Origin of the sequence: Superficieibacter sp. HKU1, from assembly GCF_029319185.1 — a bacterium.
Classification (GTDB): Bacteria; Pseudomonadota; Gammaproteobacteria; order Enterobacterales; family Enterobacteriaceae; genus Superficieibacter.
In genome coordinates, this window is the sequence record NZ_CP119754.1 from 1,413,979 (window position 1) to 1,433,811 (window position 19,833).

The following is a 19,833-nucleotide window of genomic DNA, read 5'->3' on the forward strand; positions in this document are numbered from 1 at the left end:
AATTCATTGAATTTTATGTGTTTTTATTAATGGTGATTATTCTTCGCTATTTATGCACCCTAATTATTAGTAGGGAAAAATATTCCCGGCGGGCATTATTTTTAGCCCGCCGGGAGAGAATTTTAACCGTTTACTGCGCACACCGATTATCTACGGCGGTAAAAAGACGCTGGCGATATGCCAGGGCGACGGCACCTAATAACACCATCATCACCACTTCTACGCCGAGAAAACCGACCATCGCTCGCGGGTAACTGCCATGGCCGTGATGCGCCAGCGCCAGAAATAACGATCCCAGCACCGCAGGCCCTAATCCCAGCGTCGCCTGTTGCAGGGTGCTGAGGATCGCACTGCCCGCACCAGCATCGCAGGCGCTGATATCTTTCATGCCCACCCGATAAAAGCTGTTGACGATCAATGCCTGCCCGTAGCCAATGAGTACGGTCGAGGGAGCCAGCGCCAGCGCGGTGGTCGCGCTGTCAAAACGCCAGAACGTATACATCAGCGCCAGCAGTCCTGCCATTTGTACCGCCAGGCCGGTCAGCAGGATGCGCCCGGTGCTGTAGCGAGCGATCAGCCGCGGGGCGTAGAGTGCAGAGGCAAAATAGGCAATGCCGAGCGCAATAAAGCTGTTGCCGGACTGCCAGGGAGCCATCCCCAGCCCCTTTTGCATCGTCAGCGCCATGCAGAACATAAAGCCAGACCAGGCGCTGAAGAACAGCAGGGCGATAACCATACCAAAACGGATGCTGGCAAGTTGCAGCAGGCGCGGCGGCAGAAGAGGTTGTCCGCCCCGGGATTGTTGGCGCTGTGCACTGGCACGCATCCACAGTCCCAGCGGCACAATGGCCAGCAGCGCCGCCTGCGTCGGCCACGGCCAGTGCAGTTCCGGACCCAGCGCCAGCGGGAACAGCAGACAGCAGAGGATTGCCGCCAGCAAAAAAGTACCCTGCCAGTCAATACGCGAAGGCATTTCGCGACGCGTTTCCGGCACGTAGCGTCGGCTCAGCGCCAGTACCAGCAGGCAGATGGGAACATTGATAAAAAAGGCGTTACGCCAGCCCAGCCCGGCAATATTGGCGGAGACCAGCCAGCCGCCGCCCATCTGTCCGACGATAAAAGCAATACCGCCAATGCCGCCGTACAGGCTGATCGCCCGCGCGTGCGCCCTGCCTTTTAACGTGACGTGCAGCGTCGCCAGAATTTGCGGCACGATCAACGCCGCGCCTGCGCCCTGTAAAATGCGCGCCGCCAGCAGTTCCGTTATGGTGGTCGCCATTCCGCACAGCAGCGAGGCGACGCCGAACGCCGCCACACCCCACATAAACAGGCGGCGGCGACCGTAGTTATCACCAAGCTTACTGCCCATCGCCAGACACACCGCAAAGGCTACACCGTACAGCGCGACGATAAGTTCAAGCTGGGTGGCGCTGGCGTGCAGCGATTGGGTGATTGATTCCAGCGCCACATTGGTAATTGAGGTATCAATCAGCGGCAGCATCTGGCCGGTTAACAATAAAATCAGGGCCGCACGGCCGGGTGAAACAGCAGACGTATTCATGGTCACTCCATTGCGTCATTCAGCGAATGGACGTAGCATCGCTGATATAAAAAACGGGTACCAGTTCCTGCTTATACTGGTACTGGCACTACCCGGCTGGAGAGATTATGAGCCTGATGAGCGAACGTGAAACGTCAGCACTACCGCAGGATGACACGCGTAAACAGCTTGGCGCCTTTCTGCGTGCGCGGCGGGAAAGTCTTGATCCGCAGCGGCTCGGTCTGCCGCGCAGCGGACGGCGGCGTACGCCCGGACTGCGGCGCGAAGAAGTCGCACTGCTGGCGGATGTTGGCATCACCTGGTATACCTGGCTGGAGCAGGGGCGGGACGTTAACCCATCCCCCGTCGTGCTTAATGCGATTGCCGCTGCGCTACAGTGCTCGCCGCTGGAGACGCGCCATCTGTTTGTGCTGGCGGGGCTAACGCCGCAGGAAATTCTGCCGCTTACCCCCTGTGAAAATATTAATGCAGGCACCCGGCGGATGCTGGACAGCCTGATGCCGCAACCCGCCAGCATTCAGAAACCCAATTTCGACATCGTCGCCTGGAACGACAGTTTTTGCCGCCTGATGGGCGTCGACTTCAGTACGCTGCCAGAAGCCGATCGCAACTGTATCTATCTCTATTTAACCCATCCTGGCTGGCGCAGCCGCCTGGACAACCCGGATGCCTTACCGACCTTCGTTTCGTATTTTCGCGCCGCCATGGCGGAGCATCGCGGCAAGGCGGCATGGGAAGATAAGCTGGCGCGTTTTTTTGCCGTCTCAGCAGAATTTGAGGCGCTGTGGCACCAGCGCTATGACGTCCGCGGCGTGGAAAACCAGCTCAAGAGCTTTAATCACCCGCTGGTAGGCTGTTTCAGCCTTCAGCAGATGTACTGGTACTCCGCGCCGCGTAACGGTTCGCGGCTGCTGGTGTATTTGCCGGTAGATGAGGCCGGGGAGAAGGCGCTGGCGCGGCTGGATGCCGGGGCGTAATAGTCAATGACGTTTGTTCATGAGATATACGTGCCGGGTGGCGCTTCGCTTACCCAGCCCACGCCGCCTGAATGAATTAACGCTCTCTATCTGTAGGCTGGATAAGGCGTAGCCGCCATGCGGCATGACGGTTTGTCAGCAACCGGGCATCCGGTAAGCGAGTGCACAGCATAAAAGGCGCGCGACACCTCGCGCGCCTGAACATTAACACTCGGTCAGCGTGGTGCTGAACGGCAGGCGGGATTTCGGCAGGGCAGCGTTGAAATCTTCCACGCTATGCTGGCCGACCGGCACCACGACCAGGCTGGTATAGCCTTGTTCGCGCAGGCCGAATTCCGCATCGAGAATTGCAGCGTCAAAGCCTTCAATCGGCACGGCGTCCAGACCCATCGCCGCTACGCCCAGCAGGAAGTTGCCGACGTTCAGGTAAACCTGTTTTGCCATCCAGTGATGATCGTCCTGCAGCTCTTTACGGTGCATATCGGCGAAGAACGTGCGGCCTTTGTGGTTGGCGGCTTTGGCTTCCGGCGTTGCAAAGCGACCATCAATTTCCTCCTGATCGACCACGCGTTCCAGCCAGGCGTCATCCATCGCGGTTTTGGCGCAGAACACCACCACGTGAGAGGCATCACGCATTTTACGCTCGTTAAACACGTAGGTGCCGGCGGCGGATTTGGCCACGCGCGCTTTACCTTCTTCCGTGCTGGCGACGATAAAATGCCACGGCTGCGAGTTGGTGCTGGACGGGCTATAGCGCAGCAGCGTTTTCAGATGTTCAGCCTGCTCGGTGGTCAGTTTTTTACTCGGATCGAATGCCTTGGTGGAATAACGTTTTAAGGCAACGGAAACAATATCCATAACAACTCCTGGTGATGTTGAATGCGCACCGCGCGGGTGCGTCCGACGGGCAGCAGAGTAGCGCGGCCGGACGGAAAAAATAAAGCGGCTTACGTCGATAACTATTATCGTTTTGTGCGACAAATCTCAAAGGGGCGGGCGTGCTCAACGCCCCGCTGCCGTCAGGCTTTCTCGGTGGACAGCGCACGCCACATGGTTTCAAAACCAATGGCCTTAAATTCACTGGCGCGGGTGGGTTCGCGCGTCGCAAACTCCATGGTGGTTTCCGCCAGCGCGAGGAAGCAGGCATCGCCGAAGGCGTTGAATTCTTCTGATTTAAACACCGGCAGGATGGACTGGCGGCACAGCGTTTGCATTTCCGGAAACATATCTTCCACCTGCTGTTTTGTGTCTTTGGTGATCTTCTCGCTCACCGCCAGCTGGCGCACGGTGCGATTACCCAACGGGTTCTGCACGCCCCAGTCGATGTAGTTGTTCCAGATGTAGCGGGTATTTTCTACCGGATCGACAACCGCAGGATCGCGATTAGCCAGCATGGCCCGACAGAGCTGCTGTTTAAGATGAAGATAAAGCGCGTTAAGGAGATCGTCCTTGGTGGCGAAATAGCGGAACAGCGTTCCCTCGGCGACGCCCGCGCTGCGGGCAATCATAGCGGTGGATGCGGTGATCCCGGATTGGGCAAACGCGATAGTCGCCGCTTCCAGTAACGCCTGTTTTTTATCTTCACTCTTCGGACGAGCCACTACGCTTTACCTTTCTGTCTGTAAAAACCACGATTGAAACATGCCCTTAGCGGCACTTCAACGGCGAATGTCAAAAAATGAAAAACGTCTTGACGACATTCGGTCTCTTTCTATAATGAGTGCTTACTCACTCATAATCAAGTCACATTACACCGTCTTACGGAAAAGGCGTGTTTCAGGTCGGGATATGAAGCGTCTACTCATAAGTGTGGTTGCCGTAATGATGATCGCCTGCGCAGCAAGTTTACCGTTTGTATGCAACGCCGGATTCGGCCAGGCTCCTCAGGGGAGCGGGCTAACGGAAGTCGAAAAATCGCCGCATTACCGCGACGGACAATTTCATAATCAGCTTCCCACCCCAGGGTTTACCGGCAAGAAAAACATGCTGGCCGCGTGGTGGGAGTTTCTGACCACCCGGCGGGAAAATTCACGACCCGCGCAGCCGCTGCCGCTGGTGAAAACCGATCTGGCAGGCCTGCCGCCAGAGCAGGAGGTCGCCGTCTGGTTAGGCCACTCCTCATGGTTTTTGCAACTGGGCGGCAAACGCATTCTGATCGATCCGGTATTCAGCGCCTACGCCGCGCCGTTTTCGTTTTTGAATAAAGCGTTTGACGGCGACTATCCGTGGACCGCGCAGGCAATGCCGGAAATCGACCTGCTGATCATCTCACACGATCACTACGATCACCTCGACTACGCCACCATTCGTGCGCTCCTGCCGAAAATCCACCGGGTCATTACGCCGCTGGGCGTAGGTTCTCATCTGCGTTATTGGGGTATGAATCCGGACATTATTACTGAAGCCGACTGGAACCGGGCGATTATTGTGGATGACCAGTTAACGGTGCACGTTCTGCCTGCCCGCCATTTCTCCGGGCGCGGCCTGAAGCGCAACCAGACGTTGTGGGCCAGCTTTATGTTCGTCACGCCGGAAGAGAAGCTTTATTACAGCGGCGACTCGGGCTACGGACCGCATTTTAAAGCCATCGGCGAGCAGTTTGGCACGGTGGATCTGGCGATTATGGAAAATGGTCAGTACGACGAGGACTGGAAATACATTCACATGATGCCGGAGCAAACGGCACAGGCGGCGGTCGATCTTAACGCCAGCGCGATTTTGCCCGGCCATTCGGGGCGCTTTGTGCTGGCAAAACATACCTGGGACGACCCCTATAAAAGGCTGGCGCAGGCCAGTCTGAATAAACCGTACCGACTGTTAACGCCGCAGCTGGGCGAACCGGTAAATATTTCAGATCGCAGGCATCAATTTAGTGCCTGGTGGGAATAACCCACCATTACAGGAGAGAGGGGGAGCCATATGACCATTTCCGCTCAGGTTATCGACACCATCGTCGAATGGATAGATGACAATCTGCATCAGCCGCTGCGCATTGAAGAAATCCCCCGTCATTCCGGGTATTCAAAATGGCACTTACAGCGTCTTTTTTTGCAGTACAAAGGGGAGAGTCTGGGGCGCTATATTCGCGAGCGTAAACTGCTGCTGGCGGCGCGCGACCTGCGTGATACCGATCAGCGGGTTTACGATATCTGCCTGAAGTACGGTTACGAATCGCAGCAAACCTTTACCCGCGTCTTTACCCGCACCTTTAATCAGCCGCCGGGTGCCTATCGTAAAGAGAATCACAGCAGCACGCATTGAGGTGCGCTCAAATATTTAGCCGGGGCGGGCGCGTAATGCCGGGCGGCGGCTACGCCTTGCCCGGCCTACATCATACCGGGGACTGTCTTCTTTTGCCGGGCGACGCTTCGCTTGCCCGGCCTGTAAAAACTGGCGCTATCAACGGACTAGCCCGCACTGTCGGCCCGTGCAAGCGAAGCGCCGCCGGGCATCACCGGCGGAGCGCTGCGCTTTTCTTACCAGGAATAACCCAGCGTTGCGGTCATCGTGCGGCCAATACCGTAGAAGCAGGCGGTATCGCTGGCGCATGATGCCACGTATTTGGTGTTCGCCACGTTATTGACGTTGAACCTGACGGTTGCGCCTTTCAGGCTGCTGTTCAGCTCGCCCAGTTCGTAGCTCACCATCGCATCGTACAGATCCACCGACGGCACTTTGAAGGTGTTCTTCGCATCGCCATAGCTGGTGCCGAGGTAGCGCATACCGACGCCGGCAGTCAGACTTTTCAGCGGGCCGCCGGGGAAAGTATAGCTGGCAAACGCGGAAGCCATATGCGTTGGAATACGCGCTGGCGTTTTACCTTCCGTTCCGGCGACCGTGGTGCTGGCGACCTCAGCATCGGTCCAGGTGTAAGAGCCGATCAGGTTGACCGTCTCATTCCACAGCGCGGAATGGATCTCGGTCTCAACGCCTTTCGAGCGCACTTCACCGGCATTTTCAAACCAGCCTTCGGTGCTGTTATAGGTCGGCACGTTGTTCTGGCGCAGATCGTAGAGTGCCACGCTCATCAGCGTATTCTGTGCGGGCTGATATTTCACCCCCACTTCCGCCTGCTTGCCGGTGGTCGGGGCAAATGGCGCGGTGCCCGGTGCGCGGTTGGTTTGCAGGTTCGGCTCAAACGAGGTGCTGTAGCTCACGTAAGGCGAGAGACCAACATCGAAAGCGTAGAGCAAGCCGGTACGCCAGGTAAACTTGTCATCGTTCTGCTGGGTTTTGTCGGCGGCGGTTAAATCGGTAGTGCGTACTTCCGACCAGTCATAGCGTCCGGAAAGCAGCAGTTCCCAGTTGTTCCAGCTCATCTGATCCTGAAGATAAACCCCCATCTGATCGAGATTCTGCTGCTCGTTGGTCATGGTGGCAAAGGTACTTTCATCAACGTTGACGCCATACACCGGCTGCGTCCAGTCCAGATCGTACTGGCTACCGGCACCGCGTCCCAGATACTGCTTATCGTGGCTGGATTTATAATCAAGCCCGCCGAGCAGGGTATGGTCGAGCATCCCGGTCGCCAGATGCGCTTCAAGCTGGTTATCAAGACCGAATTCATTGGTTTCGCGCTCTTCGTGCTGCGCGCGACGGGTTAGCAGCGTGCTGTTGGCCGCGCTATTGGCATACACCAGATAGCGATACTTCTGTTTGATAGTGGCGTAACGGGCATTCTGGCGGAAGGTGAAAACATCGTTGAACTGATGCTCGAATTCATAACCTGCCATCGTCTGTTCGCGCCAGGACTGATCGTAGTTCGGATCGCTGACGTTAAAATCCCACGGAATATACTGGCCATTGGCGCTGACCACCGTGCCGTAATACGGCAGGAAGTTACGGTAACCGGCATCGGGATCTTTCTGGTAGCTGGTCAGCAGGGTAAAGCGGGTCTGATCGTTGGGAAACCAGGTGATCGCCGGGGCAATCGCCATCCGCGTTTCTTTATAATCTTCCACCTGATTATGCTGCGTGCGGGCGATACCGTTCAGGCGGTACAGCACCCGTCCGTCATCGCTCAGCGGGCCGCCGAAATCAAACGCGCCTTCCGCCAGATCGTGATTGCCGGTGCGAAACTGCACTTCATGAACCGCCTCGCTGGTGGGACGCTTGCTGGTCATGCTAATCAGGCCGCCAGGGTTAACCTGCCCGAACAGCACGGAGGCCGGGCCGCGCACCAGTTCCACCCGCTCCAGCAGCCACGGATCGACGGTGCCGGTTTGCGATGAGGCGGTGGCCCCGAAGCTCAGGCCGTCGAGGAATTTCGGCACGTAGCTAAAACCGCGCACGAACACTTCATCGTTACGGTTGGAGCTGCCGCGATATTCGGTAAACACGCCGGGCGTGTAGCGCAGCGCTTGCGACACGGACGTGACATCCAGCGCGTCCATCTGATCGCGCGTGACAACGGAGACCGACTGCGGCGTTTTGACCAGATCCGCCGGGGTTTTGGTCGCCGACAGCGTTCTGGTCGCTACCATCCCTTTCAGCGGCGCGGTGGGATCTTCACTGTTTCCCTGCGTGACGACCATGGTTTCCTCGGCAGCCAGCGCCTGATGGCTGACGGCTGCGGCGGCTATACTCATTAACCAGAGATGCATTATCTTATTATTTTTTAACATGTTTTAAATAAAACCCCGTGAACGATGCCATAAAAAAATCCCGCATTGATGACGTCAATACCGGAACATGAAAACGTAAATGGCGCTAATGATATTGCAAATTGTTATCATTTGCATTAGCGTTGTTACAAATTTCATCAGGAAGATTGCGGTAATGAAAATGGCGTGGAGTGGGGTGTTAATCGGGCTGAGCGCGACGCCTGCGCTTGCCGCGAATTGTGATTCCATGTCGGTGCAGGGTGAACAGCAGGGCAAATTTGACGCCAGCGGCGAAATTTGTTTTCTGCTCCCGGCGCTGGGTGAAAATTATGTTTCCGCGACGTTGAGCGGCGTGACCGATGCGCGTCTTCTTGACCGGAATAACCGCCGTTTGCGCACGTTGCTGGAAGGGGAGCCGGGCGACAGTGAACAAACGCTCTTATTTTCTCTGCCGCTGAATCAGCCATCCTCGCTGATGTTACATGGCGAAGAGGGGACACGCTGGCGCTTTAGCTGGCGGATCAAAGAAACCGCTTCCCTTGCCAGAACGCAGGTACTGGATCCGGTCAGCCCGCTGTTGCAGCAGCTGGCCCGTGAACTTCAGGCGGGTGGCTCTACCGAGGCATTCTGGCAGGCCCGTCGCCAGCAGGGAACGCCGCTGGTTGAGCCTGTCGATGCCACCCATAAGCGGGTGACTTTCCTGTGGCGCGGCGCACGGAATAACGTATTTATTCTCGGCTCGCCTGCGGGCGATCACGATCCGCTTTTCCGCCTCGGCGATTCCGATGTCTGGTTCCGCAGCTATGTCGTGCCTGCCGATACGCTGATGCAGTACAAACTGGCCCCGGACGTGCCGGTGGTGCAGGGAACGGCGCGCGATCAGCGCCGGGCGATCCTGGTCAGCGCCCAGGCCGATCCGCTGAATCCGTCCACCTTAACCACCGGGCGCACCGATCGCTGGAATCGCTATTCGCTGCTGGCGCTGACGCCCGCCCGCTACTGCACGCCGCAGCGGATGATGCAGCTGGTTAAGCATGGCACCCTGACGCGGCAATCCTTTTACAGTCCAGCGCTCAATAATCAGCGCGATATTATTCTCTATCGCCCGCGCGTGGCGCAGCCGGCACGCTGGACGCTAATGTTGTTTGATGGTCAGGTGTATCAGGATGATTATCGCTTCGCCAGCGTGATGGACGATCTGATCGCCCGCCACGTAGTGCCGCCGGTGAATATTGTGTTTATAGACAGTCTGGATCATGTCCGCCGGGGTAAAGAATTACCGCCGAATCCGGCATTTGCCGATTTTATGGCGCATGAACTGGTGCCGTGGCTGCGGCAAAAGGGCATCCCGGTACAGCGGCAAAAAACGGTGCTGGCGGGTTCCAGCTACGGTGGGCTGGCATCGTCCTGGGTGGCATTACGCTACCCGCGCGTCTTCGGCAACGTGCTGAGTTTGTCTGGCTCGTACTGGTGGTCGCCGAAAGAGGAAGCGCCAGGCTGGCTGACGCGACAGTATCAGCAGTCGCCGCGCTATCCGATTCGCTTCTGGCTGCAGGCCGGACGCTTTGAAAGCCAGGGGCCGGACGGCGGTATTTATCGTAATACCGAAACGTTTGCTCAGGTGCTGCGCGATAAAGGCTATCGCGCCAGCTTCCATCCGTGGTCCAGCGGTCACGATTATGCTGCCTGGTGTGAGGCGCTGGTGGCCGGAATGCGCGACTTTACCGGTTTAACCCGCCAGCGAAAACCAGCGACGCCAGATAAAACGGATGATCAGATATTCGATAATGCCGAGCATCAAAAACCACAGGCAGTACAGCAGGGTATATAGCTGGCCGAGATCCATCAGATGAAACACGGCGACCAGTTTCTGCGCCAGTACCAGTCCGAGTGACGGTGCTGGCAGCAGCAGGCAGGAGAGGAAGGCCAGCAGCAAAACGCCACCGGCGATGGTCAGGGATTCAAGCGGATGTTTCATGTGCCGTTAATCTTCTGTTAAAAATCATCTGGCGCATTGTAAAGCCTGAGAAGAGGAGCGGCTAGCCTGCCGCCCAGATTTCGGCATGCTTTCGTACCAGCCCGATGAGCGATCCGCCAGCGGCAATAAAATCGCGCATGGACTGAGCCTCGCTTTTACGCCTTTTCAGCATCAGGCCGATATCCTCCAGCGCGCTGGCGGCGCCCAGCTTATCCGCATAAGGCGTCAGCCGCTCCAGCAGCCGCGACATATCGTCGGCGATAGAGCATTGTTCGCCAGTATGTACATCGGTTAGCACACCTTCCAGCCCGTAGCGACACGCCTGGAAGCGGTTAAATTTGTACAGCAGATAGTCCCGCTCCTGGTGTTTAAAGGGGCGCTCCGTTAACAGCCAGCAGGCAATCGCCTGAATAAAGCCGGCGGTATTCACGGCATGCGTTAACGTCAGCGGCGTATCCATCACCCGGACCTCCACCGTGCCGAACTCCGGGCTGGGGCGAATATCCCAGTGCAAATCTTTAATACTGTCGATCATGCTGGTATAGCTCAGGCGGCGAAAAAGACCTTCAAATTCCTGCCAGTTGTTTACCCACGGCATCGGGCCGTTATCCGGAAAGGCAGAAAAAATATTGGGCCGGGAAGAGGCGAATTTACTGTCGGCCCCCTGAATATACGGCGAGGCGGCATTCAGGGCGATAAAGTGCGGCACAAAACGCGACAGGCCGTGCAGCAAATAAATGGCGTCATCGCCGCTCTGACAGCCAACGTGCACATGTTGACCAAACACCGTCGCCTGCTGCGTGAGATAGCCGTAATACTCCAGGGTCTGCTCATAGCGCGCGCTTTTACTCACTTCCTGGCGCTGCCATTTCTGAAACGGATGCGTACCGCCACCGCAAATGTGCAGATGGTATTTTTCCGCAGCGCGCAGGATGATCTGCTGCATCGCCGAAAACTCCGCCGCCGCCTGATGAATATCCCGGCAAACCCCCGTGGCGATCTCCAGCATACTTTCGGTAATATCATGCTTCACTTCGCCCGCGGTCACGTCGGCTTTGACGGCATCAATCAGCGTTGACGAGTCCTGGCTGAGATCGTAGCCCGGCGGGTTGACTACCTGTAACTCCAGTTCAACACCAAGAGTGAAGGGGGCAGAGGTACGGAAATCGGGTATGGGCATAATCATCCTCATATTTACAGATGTTTGTATAAGTATAGAAGGAGGAGCCGATTATGAAGCCACCCTGACGGGCATCCTGAACATGCTGCAAAACTTTCCTTTCGGTGTAACCCGATATTCAGCACGCCCGAATAAGGTAAATCGTAATAATGGTACTAATTTATTTCCTGTTATTAATTTAATTAATATATAAGGCACCGATGCAATAATTTATCGGCGGTATTATCGGTGGTTGTTATTTTCATGGTGCAATTGTGCAACTTATTTCACATCCTTAGTGCAGCGAAAACGATTGCAATAAGGAAAACTGATATATTTTTTTCAAATTTTCCTTTGACGATAATTTATTCTGATTTTATGCCCGCGATCCCGGTTAATTTTCGCAAAAAGTAAACTGGTACGCATCTTGCCTGTTATTTACGCCACTTATTTTAACAGGGACCATGCGATGACGAATTCCTTCTTTATACGTAAAGGTTATCTTGCCGCCGCCATCGGCATTATGACGCTGTCAGGCGTCCAGCTGGCGCAGGCCTCGACGCTGCGTATTGCAATGACTGCCGCCGATATTCCGCTGACGCTCGGACAACCGGATCAGGGTTATGAAGGAAACCGTTTCACCGGTATTCCCATTTACGATGCGCTGGTGGAATGGGATCTGTCGCAGGGGGAGAAACCCAGCGGTCTGGTGCCGGGACTGGCCAGCGAGTGGCACGTTGATCCGCAAAACCAGAGCCGCTGGATCTTCACCCTGCGTCCGGGGGTAAAGTTTCATGACGGCACGGAGGTCAACGCTGATGCGATTGTCTGGAACGTCGGGAAAGTGCTGGACAAGAACGCGCCGCAATACGCGCCAGGGCAAATTGGCAATACGATTTCCCGTATGCCGACCCTGACCGGGGCAGAAAAAATTGATGACCATACCGTTGTGTTGACCACCTCCGAACCCGATGCGCTGCTACCCTACAACATCACTAACCTGTTTATCGTCTCGCCAACGGCGTGGCAAAAAATGTACGACGCGGTACCCGCCTCGACAGGCGATACGGCGGCACGCAGCAAACAGGCATGGACCGATTTTGCGGCGCATGCGGTGGGCAGCGGACCGTTTAAAGTCGAAAAGCTGGTGCCGCGTCAGCAGCTTATCCTCGCGAAAAACCCGGATTACTGGAATAAAGATCGCGTTCCGCGAGTGGATAAGGTCGTGCTGATCCCGCTGCCGGAAGCCAATGCCCGCACCGCGGCGCTGCTCTCGAAACAGGTGGACTGGATCGAAGCGCCCGCGCCGGATGCCGTCGATCAGATTAAAGCTCAGGGCTATAAGATTTACGCCAACACCCAGCCGCATATCTGGCCGTGGCAGTTCTCCTTCGTTGACGGCTCGCCGTGGAAAGATATCCGCGTGCGTAAAGCCGCCAACCTGTGCCTGAACCGTTCTGAATTAAAAAGTTATCTCGGCGGCTATATGACCGAGGCGACGGGTATTTATGAAGCGGACAATCCGTGGCACGGCAAGCCCACATTCCAGATCAAATACGATGCGGATGCCGCACGCAAGCTGATGACCGAGGCCGGCTACAGCGAAAGCAAGCCGCTGCATGTCACGGTCGCCACCTCCGCCTCCGGATCCGGCCAGATGCAGCCTCTGCCGATGAATGAATACATCCAGCAAAGCCTGAAAAGCTGTTTCTTCAATGTCGATATCAAAGTCACCGAATGGAACACCCTGTTCACCAACTGGCGTCTTGGCGCGAAAGATCCGTCAGCGAAAGGGGTGGATGCCATCAATGTCAGCGCCGCCGTCAACGATCCTTACTTTGGCATGCTGCGTTTTTCCACCACCAAAGCCTTCCCGCCGGTGGCAACTAACTGGGGTTATTTCTCCACGCCGGAGACTGAAAAGCTGGCGACGGCGGTGAAACATGCCTTTACCCCTGCGGAAATGGATAAGGCTGCCAGTGAGCTGCACGCCGCGATGGTGGATCAGGTGCCGTTCCTGTACGTGGCTCATGACGTGGGACCGCGCGCCATCTCGCCCGCCGTCACCGGCGTAGTGCAGCCGCAAAGCTGGTTTATCGACCTGAGTCTGGTCAGTAAGAAAGAGTAACCGTTACGAGGAGAATCTATGATCAGCACGCTCTTTTATCGCGTTTTACTTGCTGTTCCGACCATGCTGGGGGTTGCCGTTATCTGCTTTCTGCTGGTGCAAATCGCCCCCGGCGATCCGCTGGTATCGGTCATGCCGCCGGATGCGTCGGAAGCGTTGCGCCAGACCTTGATGCAGGCTTACGGCTTCGATAAACCGCTGCCGCTGCAATTTTTCCACTGGCTGTGGCGGGCGCTACAGGGCGATTTGGGTTTATCTGTGGCAACCGGCAGGCCGGTGATTTCTGAAGTAATGAATGCGGTCAGCTACTCACTACGCCTGGCGCTGCTGGCCACGCTGATTGGCTTCGTTCTCGGCAGTCTGTTTGGCTTTGTGGCAGGGTATTTCCGCAACAGTGCGATCGATCGCGTGGCATCAATACTGTCGGTCTTTGGCGTTAGCGTGCCGCATTACTGGCTGGGAATGCTGCTGGTCATTATTTTCTGCGTGAAATTCGCCGTGTTGCCCGCCACCGGCGGCGGACCGATTGGCGAAAGCGGCTGGCAGTGGGACTGGGCGCATTTGCAGTTCATGCTGCTGCCCGCCGTCACGCTGTCGGTGATCCCGGTCGGCATTATCGCCCGTACCGTGCGCTCGCAGGTGGCGGACATCCTGAGTCAGGAGTTTATCATCGGCCTGCGCGCCCGCGGCCTCAATGAGTCACGGATCTTTCTCCACGTGGTGAAAAACGCCGCGCCCACCGCGCTGGCGGTGATGGGGCTGCAGGTCGGCTATCTGATGGGCGGCTCCATCTTAGTCGAAACCGTCTTCTCCTGGCCCGGCACCGGCATGCTGTTAAACACCGCCATCTTCCAGCGGGATTTGCCGTTGCTTCAGGGCACTATCTGGGTACTGGCGCTGTTTTTCGTACTGCTCAATCTGCTGGTCGACATTCTCCAGACCGCTCTCGACCCCCGTATTAAAAGGAGCTGAAGATGGTGGATACCGTTACTCCAAAAATCGCTACCGTCGCCGCGCCGGCGAGCGTGACGCACGGCTACTGGCGCGGCGTGATGCTGCGCCTGCTGCGCGATCCGGGCGGCCTGGTGGTTGGTGGGATTATTTTTCTGTTGCTGGTGCTGGCGCTATTTGGTCCCTGGTTAATCACCAAAGATCCCTATCAAACCTCCATGTTTATGCGCCTGAAAGCACCGGGCACGGCAGGTTTTCCGCTCGGCTCGGATGAGCTGGGCAGAGATATGCTCTCAAGGTTGATCCTGGGAACCCGCCTGTCGCTCTTTATGGGCATCGTGCCGGTGGTGCTGGCGTTTTTCATCGGCGGCGCCATCGGTATTATCGCCGGTTATGCCGGCGGAAAAACCAATACCATTATTATGCGTACCGTAGATGTGTTTTACGCCTTTCCTTCGGTGCTGCTGGCGATTGCGTTATCCGGCGCGATGGGCGCGGGCATTGGCAATGCGCTACTGTCGCTGACGCTGGTGTTTGTCCCGCAGGTGACGCGAATTGCTGAGAGCGTCACCGCGCAGGTTCGACATATGGATTATATCGAAGCCGCACGCGCCTCGGGTGCCAGCCCGTTAACCATTATACGCGTGCAGATCCTGGGCAATGTGCTGGGACCTGTTTTTGTCTTCTCAACCGGTCTTATCTCCGTGTGCATGATCCTCGCCTCCGGCCTGTCCTTTCTGGGGCTTGGCGTTCGTCCGCCTGAACCAGAGTGGGGGTTAATGTTGAATACGCTGCGCACGGCCATTTATACCCAGCCGTGGGTGGCTGCCCTGCCGGGGGTGATGATTTTTATCACCTCTATTTCTTTCAATATCCTGGCGGATCGCCTGCGCGCCGCGATGGCAATTAAGGAGTAAGCGATGCAACCATTTATTAATGTTGATATCGGCGGACCGGCGCAGCCGCTGCTGAAAGTCAATAATCTGGTAAAGCATTTTCATTCTGGCGTACGCAAAGGCCATAGGGTCGTTCAGGCGGTAGACAACGTCAGTTTTGAGGTGCTCAAAGGCGAGACGCTGGGGGTCGTGGGCGAGTCAGGCTGCGGTAAGTCCACTACCGCGCGCCTGCTGATGCAGTTGCTGAATCAGGATCGCGGCGAATTGATTTTTGACGGGCTGGACGTCGGCTCGTCGCGTCTGCCGATGAAAGCCTATCGCCGTCAGGTCCAGATGGTATTTCAGGATAGTTACGCCTCGCTTAATCCCCGCATGACCATGGAAGAAAGCATTGCTTTCGGTCAGCGGGTCCACGGCGTTAGCGCGAAAGACGCCAAAGAGTACGCCCATTATCTGCTGGCCCACGTGGGGCTGGAACCGGGACGATTTGCGCATCGCTATCCACACGCGCTTTCCGGCGGCCAGCGCCAGCGGGTCAATATCGCCCGCGCGCTGGCGATGAAACCGCGGCTGGTCATTCTTGATGAGGCGGTATCGGCGCTGGATAAATCGGTCGAAGCGCAGGTGCTCCAGCTACTTCAGGATTTAAAACGTACGCTGGATCTTACCTATGTCTTTATCAGCCACGATTTGCACGTCGTCCGCTGGCTGTCAGACCGGATCCTGGTGATGTATCTCGGCGAAGTGGTCGAGGTCGGTCCGGCGGAAAAACTGTTTACCGATTCCGCTCACCCCTATACGCGCGCGCTTTTACGTTCCATGCCGTCGATGGATCCGCAAAACCGTACTCTCGTCTCGCCCCTCTCGGGCGATCCGCCGAGTCCCGTGTCACCGCCATCCGGCTGCCGTTTTCATACGCGTTGCGCCCACGCCAAAGCGGTTTGTGCGCAAACGCAACCGCGGCTGGAGACGGTCGGTCAGGGGCATCAAAGCGCTTGTCTGATGGCGCAGCCTGCTTCGGCCTGGCATCGGGAAATTCCTGTTCAGGAGGTCAATCATGTCGCATGAGTCCTGGGTTCACATTCGCGATTTGCAGGTTAAATTTCGTCGCGATGGTCAGACGATAAATGCCGTCAACGGCGTCTCTTTCGATGTCAGGAAAGGGGAGGTGATGGCGCTGATTGGCGAATCCGGCTCAGGAAAAAGCGTGACGCTGCGGGCGCTAATGCGTTTACATCCTCCAGGCAGCGCTGTGCTTTCCGGTACGATGCGGGTCGGCGGCGAGTCGGTGCTGGAGATGAGCGCCGCGCAGCTCCGGCAGTATCGCGGGGCGCGTTGCGCGATGATCTTTCAGGAGCCGCTGCTGGCGTTTGATCCGGTTTATACCGTGGGACAGCAGATTATTGAAGGACTGCGCCGTCATGAAAAGTTGTCGCGTCGGGCGGCCAGAGCGCGGGCGCTGGAGGCGCTGCGCCAGGTGCGCATTCCGAGCCCTGAACTGCGGCTGGATGCTTGGCCGCATGAAATGTCCGGCGGGATGCGCCAGCGGGCAATGATTGCCCTGGCGCTTTCATGCAATCCCCAACTGCTGCTGGCCGATGAACCGACAACTGCCCTGGACGCTACGGTACAGATTCAGATCCTGATCCTTCTGCGCGAGCAGCAAAAGCAGCGCGATCTGTCGATTATCTTCGTTACCCATGATATCGGGGCGGCGGTGGAAATCGCTGACCGGGTCGCGGTGATGTATGCCGGTCGTATCGTGGAAGAGGCTCCGATTGAACAGATCCTGAACCATCCACGCCATCCTTATACCCGTGTTCTGCTGGGAAGCCGGCCGAAAGAGGGGCTAAAAAAGGGCGATGCGCTCCACAGTATTCCTGGTTCGCCGCCCGACCTTACGCATCTGCCCCCGGGCTGCGCGTTTGCCGATCGCTGTGCGCACGCCCGGCCGGTTTGCCGGGAGCGCCAGCCCGCCACCGAGAAGGCCGGGCAGCGCCACGTCGTGAGCTGTCACCGCTGGCGCGAACTGACGCAGCCCGCCACACACCAATTTGCGATTGCCTGAAACGAGGAGAAAACCATGCAGGATGAGAGTCGTGCTTTTATGCCTTATCCCGTTGTGCCGGTGGAGAACGCCGCCAGCGGACCTCTGGCCGGACTGAGCTTTGCGGTGAAAGATCTCTTTGACGTCGCGGGCTATCCCACCGGCGGCGGTAACCCGCATATGCTGGCGCTGTCCGGTATTAAGGCGGCGAATGCGCCAGTGGTCCAGAGACTGCTCGACAGCGGCGCGCGCTTTATCGGCAAAACCCACACCAGCGAACTGGCGTATTCCATGAGCGGGCATAATGTTCATTACGGCACGCCGCGCAACGGAGCAGCATACGATCGCATTCCCGGCGGTTCGTCATCCGGATCGGCTTCGGCGGTATCAAACCACGCCTGCGATTTTGCGCTCGGCACGGACACGGGCGGATCGGTACGCACTCCCGCCAGCTACTGCGGGCTGTTCGGCCTGCGGCCAACCCACGGCCGTATTTCGCTGGCAGGCTGCCAGCCGCTCTGCGCCACCATGGATACCTGCGGCTTCTTCGCCCGCACGCCGGACGTTTTCAGCGCCGTCGCTGATTGCCTGCTGGGCGACGATCCGCATCCGCCTGCGGCGGTGCAGCTGGCCTGTCATCACGCCTTTTTTGACCGCCTGCCTGCCCACAGCCAGCAGGCGTTGCAGCCGGTGATGCAGCGGCTCAGCACATTATTTGGCGATATGGCGATATTGACCGACGCGTTGCCGCCGCTTGATGACATCTATATGGCCTTCAGGCAAATCCAGGGCTATGAAGCGTGGCAATCGCAAGGGCAGACGATTGAGCGCTACGGGCTGCAACTGGGACCGGATGTAAACGAGCGCTTCCAGTGGGGGAAAGCGGTAACGGCGGCGCAGTTTGAGGAGGCCTGTCAGCTGCGCGAGCAGTTTACCGGGTGGTGGGAAAGCCAGTTGGGCAACGCCATTCTGGTCATGCCTACCGTGCCGGATGTCGCGCCGCTGCTGAGCGCCACGGCGGAGGAGATTGAAGCCACCCGCCGCCTTTCGCATGATTTGCTCCTGCTGTCGGTGTTGACCAAACGTCCGCAGGTGACGCTTCCTGCCGCCCATGTCAACGGCATTCCGCTCGGCATCTCATTACTTGGCCCCCGGCACAGCGATCGCCTGCTGGTTTCGCTGGCCGCCACCTTTTTTTCAGGAGAAGACGATGAGCAGTGATGTAGTAACCCTTCTGGCCGCAGAGATAAAAAATTCGCGCATTAACGGTGAACGGCTCTGGGCATCGTTAATGGAACTGGCGAAAATCGGCGCAACGCCAAAAGGCGGTTGTTGTCGGCTGACGCTCACGGATCTGGACCGCCAGGGCCGCGATCTTGTCATTGGCTGGGCGAAGGAGGCGGGGCTTTCCGTCACCGTCGATAAAATCGGCAACGTTTTTATGCGCCGCGAGGGGCGCAACCCGTCTCTGCCGCCGATCGTCTCCGGCAGCCATATTGATACCCAGCCCACTGGCGGCAAGTTCGACGGCAATTATGGCGTGCTGGCGGCGCTGGAGGTGATCCGCACCCTCAACGATCTGCATATCGAAACCGAAGCGCCGGTCGAAGTGGTGTTCTGGACCAACGAAGAGGGGTCGCGCTTTGTGCCGGTAATGATGGGCTCCGGGGTCTTTGCCGGCGTCTTTGCGCTGGAAAAAATCTACGCCGCGACGGATGTCGACGGTAAAACCGTGCGCGAGGAGCTGGAGAAGATCGGCTACATCGGCAGCCAGACGCCGGGCGATCATCCCATCGGTGCCTATTTTGAAGCGCACATTGAGCAAGGACCGATCCTTGAAGATGAAGCGAAAATCATTGGCATAGTGCAGGGCGTACTGGGGATTCGCTGGTACGATTGCATCGTTACCGGACAGGAGTCGCACGCCGGGCCGACGCCCATGCACCTGCGCCAGGACGCGATGCAGGTTGCCGCGCGCGTCATGCAGGAGGTGGTGGTCATTGCCCGTAGCACGGAACACGGGCGCGGCACGGTCGGGATGGTTCAGGTGCACCCGAACAGCCGAAATGTGGTGCCCGGCGAGGTGAAGTTCTCCATTGATATGCGCAATATCAGCGACGACGCGGTGGCAAGTATGGATGCCGCGCTGCGGGCGTACATTACCTCGGTGAGCCAGGAAACGGGAATGCGCATCGTGCTGGAAGAGGTCAGCCACTATCCTGCCGCGCCGTTCCATGCTGACTGCCAGACGGCCATCAGCCGGGCGGCGCAGCAGCTTGGCTATCCGTCCCGCCCGATCGTTTCCGGCGCAGGGCACGATGCGGTTTACATGAGTTATCTCGCCCCGACCGGAATGATCTTTATTCCTTGTAAGGACGGCATTAGCCATAACGAGATTGAGTATGCCTCGCCGGAACATGTGACCGCCGGGGCCAATGTGTTATTGAAGGTGATCCTGGATTATGCACGCGTGGTATAAGTTTAGCGCTCGCTGAGCCTGGCCTGCTCTCCCGCCGGGGAGGGCGGGCATCTG

General features: G+C 57.5%; 17 protein-coding genes. 11 read left to right on the top strand and 6 right to left on the bottom strand.

What is annotated here, in order from left to right; translation table 11 throughout:
* Window positions 1–130 precede the first annotated feature (130 nt).
* On the bottom strand, window positions 131–1,561 hold the full coding sequence (locus P0H77_RS06820) for an MFS transporter (RefSeq protein WP_276164149.1): 1,431 nt from the start codon (window positions 1,559–1,561) through the stop codon (window positions 131–133).
* 107 nt (window positions 1,562–1,668) lie between these two features.
* On the opposite strand from P0H77_RS06820, the gene P0H77_RS06825 reads away from it, so the two are divergent.
* Complete coding sequence (locus P0H77_RS06825) at window positions 1,669–2,538, top strand: helix-turn-helix transcriptional regulator (protein ID WP_276164150.1); 870 nt, start codon at window positions 1,669–1,671, stop codon at window positions 2,536–2,538.
* Window positions 2,539–2,742: 204 nt separating this feature from the next.
* Here the strand turns inward: P0H77_RS06825 and nfsB are convergent, their stop codons facing one another.
* Window positions 2,743–3,396, bottom strand: coding sequence for an oxygen-insensitive NAD(P)H nitroreductase (gene nfsB / locus P0H77_RS06830; protein WP_276164151.1), 654 nt, complete (start codon window positions 3,394–3,396; stop codon window positions 2,743–2,745).
* Window positions 3,397–3,557: 161 nt separating this feature from the next.
* Window positions 3,558–4,139: a TetR/AcrR family transcriptional regulator gene (locus P0H77_RS06835; RefSeq protein WP_276164152.1), complete on the bottom strand. Its 582-nt coding sequence runs from the start codon at window positions 4,137–4,139 to the stop codon at window positions 3,558–3,560.
* A 187-nt stretch (window positions 4,140–4,326) separates the two neighbouring features.
* On the opposite strand from P0H77_RS06835, the gene P0H77_RS06840 reads away from it, so the two are divergent.
* Entirely contained in the window at window positions 4,327–5,427 is a 1,101-nt protein-coding gene (locus P0H77_RS06840) for an MBL fold metallo-hydrolase (protein WP_276164153.1), read from the top strand.
* Window positions 5,428–5,457: 30 nt separating this feature from the next.
* Window positions 5,458–5,799, top strand: a complete 342-nt coding sequence (locus tag P0H77_RS06845; RefSeq protein ID WP_276164154.1) for a RamA family antibiotic efflux transcriptional regulator — start codon at window positions 5,458–5,460, stop codon at window positions 5,797–5,799.
* Window positions 5,800–6,014: 215 nt separating this feature from the next.
* Here the strand turns inward: P0H77_RS06845 and P0H77_RS06850 are convergent, their stop codons facing one another.
* Window positions 6,015–8,162: a TonB-dependent siderophore receptor gene (locus tag P0H77_RS06850; protein WP_276164155.1), complete on the bottom strand. Its 2,148-nt coding sequence runs from the start codon at window positions 8,160–8,162 to the stop codon at window positions 6,015–6,017.
* A 154-nt stretch (window positions 8,163–8,316) separates the two neighbouring features.
* Here P0H77_RS06850 and P0H77_RS06855 point away from each other — a divergent pair, with 154 nt between their 5' ends.
* On the top strand, window positions 8,317–9,972 hold the full coding sequence (locus P0H77_RS06855; protein ID WP_276164156.1) for an alpha/beta hydrolase-fold protein: 1,656 nt from the start codon (window positions 8,317–8,319) through the stop codon (window positions 9,970–9,972).
* Here the strand turns inward: P0H77_RS06855 and P0H77_RS06860 are convergent.
* Both P0H77_RS06860 and P0H77_RS06865 read right to left on the bottom strand, forming a co-directional pair.
* Window positions 9,871–10,119 carry a DUF1158 domain-containing protein gene (locus P0H77_RS06860; protein WP_276164157.1) on the bottom strand — a complete coding sequence of 83 codons (249 nt, stop codon included), beginning with the start codon at window positions 10,117–10,119 and terminating at the stop codon, window positions 9,871–9,873. The two genes, P0H77_RS06855 and P0H77_RS06860, sit on opposite strands and share 102 nt — an antisense overlap.
* A 61-nt stretch (window positions 10,120–10,180) precedes the next feature.
* Entirely contained in the window at window positions 10,181–11,299 is a 1,119-nt protein-coding gene (locus P0H77_RS06865; protein ID WP_276164158.1) for a YbdK family carboxylate-amine ligase, read from the bottom strand.
* A 448-nt stretch (window positions 11,300–11,747) separates the two neighbouring features.
* Between P0H77_RS06865 and P0H77_RS06870 the strand changes: the two genes are divergently transcribed.
* The 7 genes from P0H77_RS06870 to P0H77_RS06900 are packed head-to-tail and all read left to right on the top strand — an operon-like array spanning window position 11,748 to window position 19,779.
* A complete protein-coding gene (locus P0H77_RS06870; RefSeq protein ID WP_276164159.1) occupies window positions 11,748–13,406 on the top strand; it encodes an ABC transporter substrate-binding protein in 1,659 nt (552 codons plus the stop codon).
* Window positions 13,407–13,424: 18 nt separating this feature from the next.
* Entirely contained in the window at window positions 13,425–14,378 is a 954-nt protein-coding gene (locus tag P0H77_RS06875) for an ABC transporter permease (protein ID WP_276164160.1), read from the top strand.
* 2 nt (window positions 14,379–14,380) lie between these two features.
* Entirely contained in the window at window positions 14,381–15,274 is an 894-nt protein-coding gene (locus P0H77_RS06880; protein ID WP_276164161.1) for an ABC transporter permease, read from the top strand.
* 3 nt (window positions 15,275–15,277) lie between these two features.
* Window positions 15,278–16,321: an ABC transporter ATP-binding protein gene (locus P0H77_RS06885; RefSeq protein WP_276164162.1), complete on the top strand. Its 1,044-nt coding sequence runs from the start codon at window positions 15,278–15,280 to the stop codon at window positions 16,319–16,321.
* Window positions 16,311–17,321 (top strand): ABC transporter ATP-binding protein, encoded by a 1,011-nt coding sequence (locus P0H77_RS06890; protein WP_276164163.1) that lies wholly within the window; start codon window positions 16,311–16,313, stop codon window positions 17,319–17,321. Before P0H77_RS06885 ends, P0H77_RS06890 begins: the two co-directional genes overlap by 11 nt.
* A gap of 15 nt (window positions 17,322–17,336) precedes the next feature.
* Window positions 17,337–18,521: an amidase gene (locus tag P0H77_RS06895; protein ID WP_276164164.1), complete on the top strand. Its 1,185-nt coding sequence runs from the start codon at window positions 17,337–17,339 to the stop codon at window positions 18,519–18,521.
* Complete coding sequence (locus tag P0H77_RS06900) at window positions 18,511–19,779, top strand: Zn-dependent hydrolase (RefSeq protein WP_276164165.1); 1,269 nt, start codon at window positions 18,511–18,513, stop codon at window positions 19,777–19,779. The genes P0H77_RS06895 and P0H77_RS06900 overlap by 11 nt, the downstream gene beginning before the upstream one ends.
* Window positions 19,780–19,833: the final 54 nt, after the last annotated feature.

What these genes read in the sequence shown, in the direction of transcription:
- nfsB (WP_276164151.1), bottom strand. Translation starts at nt 3,396, where the DNA reads ATGGATATTGTTTCCGTTGCCTTAAAACGTTATTCCACCAAGGCATTC.
- P0H77_RS06825 (WP_276164150.1), top strand. Translation starts at nt 1,669, where the DNA reads ATGAGCCTGATGAGCGAACGTGAAACGTCAGCACTACCGCAGGATGAC.
- P0H77_RS06900 (WP_276164165.1), top strand. Translation starts at nt 18,511, where the DNA reads ATGAGCAGTGATGTAGTAACCCTTCTGGCCGCAGAGATAAAAAATTCG.
- P0H77_RS06855 (WP_276164156.1), top strand. Translation starts at nt 8,317, where the DNA reads ATGAAAATGGCGTGGAGTGGGGTGTTAATCGGGCTGAGCGCGACGCCT.
- P0H77_RS06860 (WP_276164157.1), bottom strand. Translation starts at nt 10,119, where the DNA reads ATGAAACATCCGCTTGAATCCCTGACCATCGCCGGTGGCGTTTTGCTG.
- P0H77_RS06895 (WP_276164164.1), top strand. Translation starts at nt 17,337, where the DNA reads ATGCAGGATGAGAGTCGTGCTTTTATGCCTTATCCCGTTGTGCCGGTG.
- P0H77_RS06880 (WP_276164161.1), top strand. Translation starts at nt 14,381, where the DNA reads ATGGTGGATACCGTTACTCCAAAAATCGCTACCGTCGCCGCGCCGGCG.
- P0H77_RS06890 (WP_276164163.1), top strand. Translation starts at nt 16,311, where the DNA reads ATGTCGCATGAGTCCTGGGTTCACATTCGCGATTTGCAGGTTAAATTT.
- P0H77_RS06850 (WP_276164155.1), bottom strand. Translation starts at nt 8,162, where the DNA reads ATGTTAAAAAATAATAAGATAATGCATCTCTGGTTAATGAGTATAGCC.
- P0H77_RS06845 (WP_276164154.1), top strand. Translation starts at nt 5,458, where the DNA reads ATGACCATTTCCGCTCAGGTTATCGACACCATCGTCGAATGGATAGAT.
- P0H77_RS06840 (WP_276164153.1), top strand. Translation starts at nt 4,327, where the DNA reads ATGAAGCGTCTACTCATAAGTGTGGTTGCCGTAATGATGATCGCCTGC.
- P0H77_RS06870 (WP_276164159.1), top strand. Translation starts at nt 11,748, where the DNA reads ATGACGAATTCCTTCTTTATACGTAAAGGTTATCTTGCCGCCGCCATC.
- P0H77_RS06885 (WP_276164162.1), top strand. Translation starts at nt 15,278, where the DNA reads ATGCAACCATTTATTAATGTTGATATCGGCGGACCGGCGCAGCCGCTG.
- P0H77_RS06820 (WP_276164149.1), bottom strand. Translation starts at nt 1,561, where the DNA reads ATGAATACGTCTGCTGTTTCACCCGGCCGTGCGGCCCTGATTTTATTG.
- P0H77_RS06865 (WP_276164158.1), bottom strand. Translation starts at nt 11,299, where the DNA reads ATGCCCATACCCGATTTCCGTACCTCTGCCCCCTTCACTCTTGGTGTT.
- P0H77_RS06875 (WP_276164160.1), top strand. Translation starts at nt 13,425, where the DNA reads ATGATCAGCACGCTCTTTTATCGCGTTTTACTTGCTGTTCCGACCATG.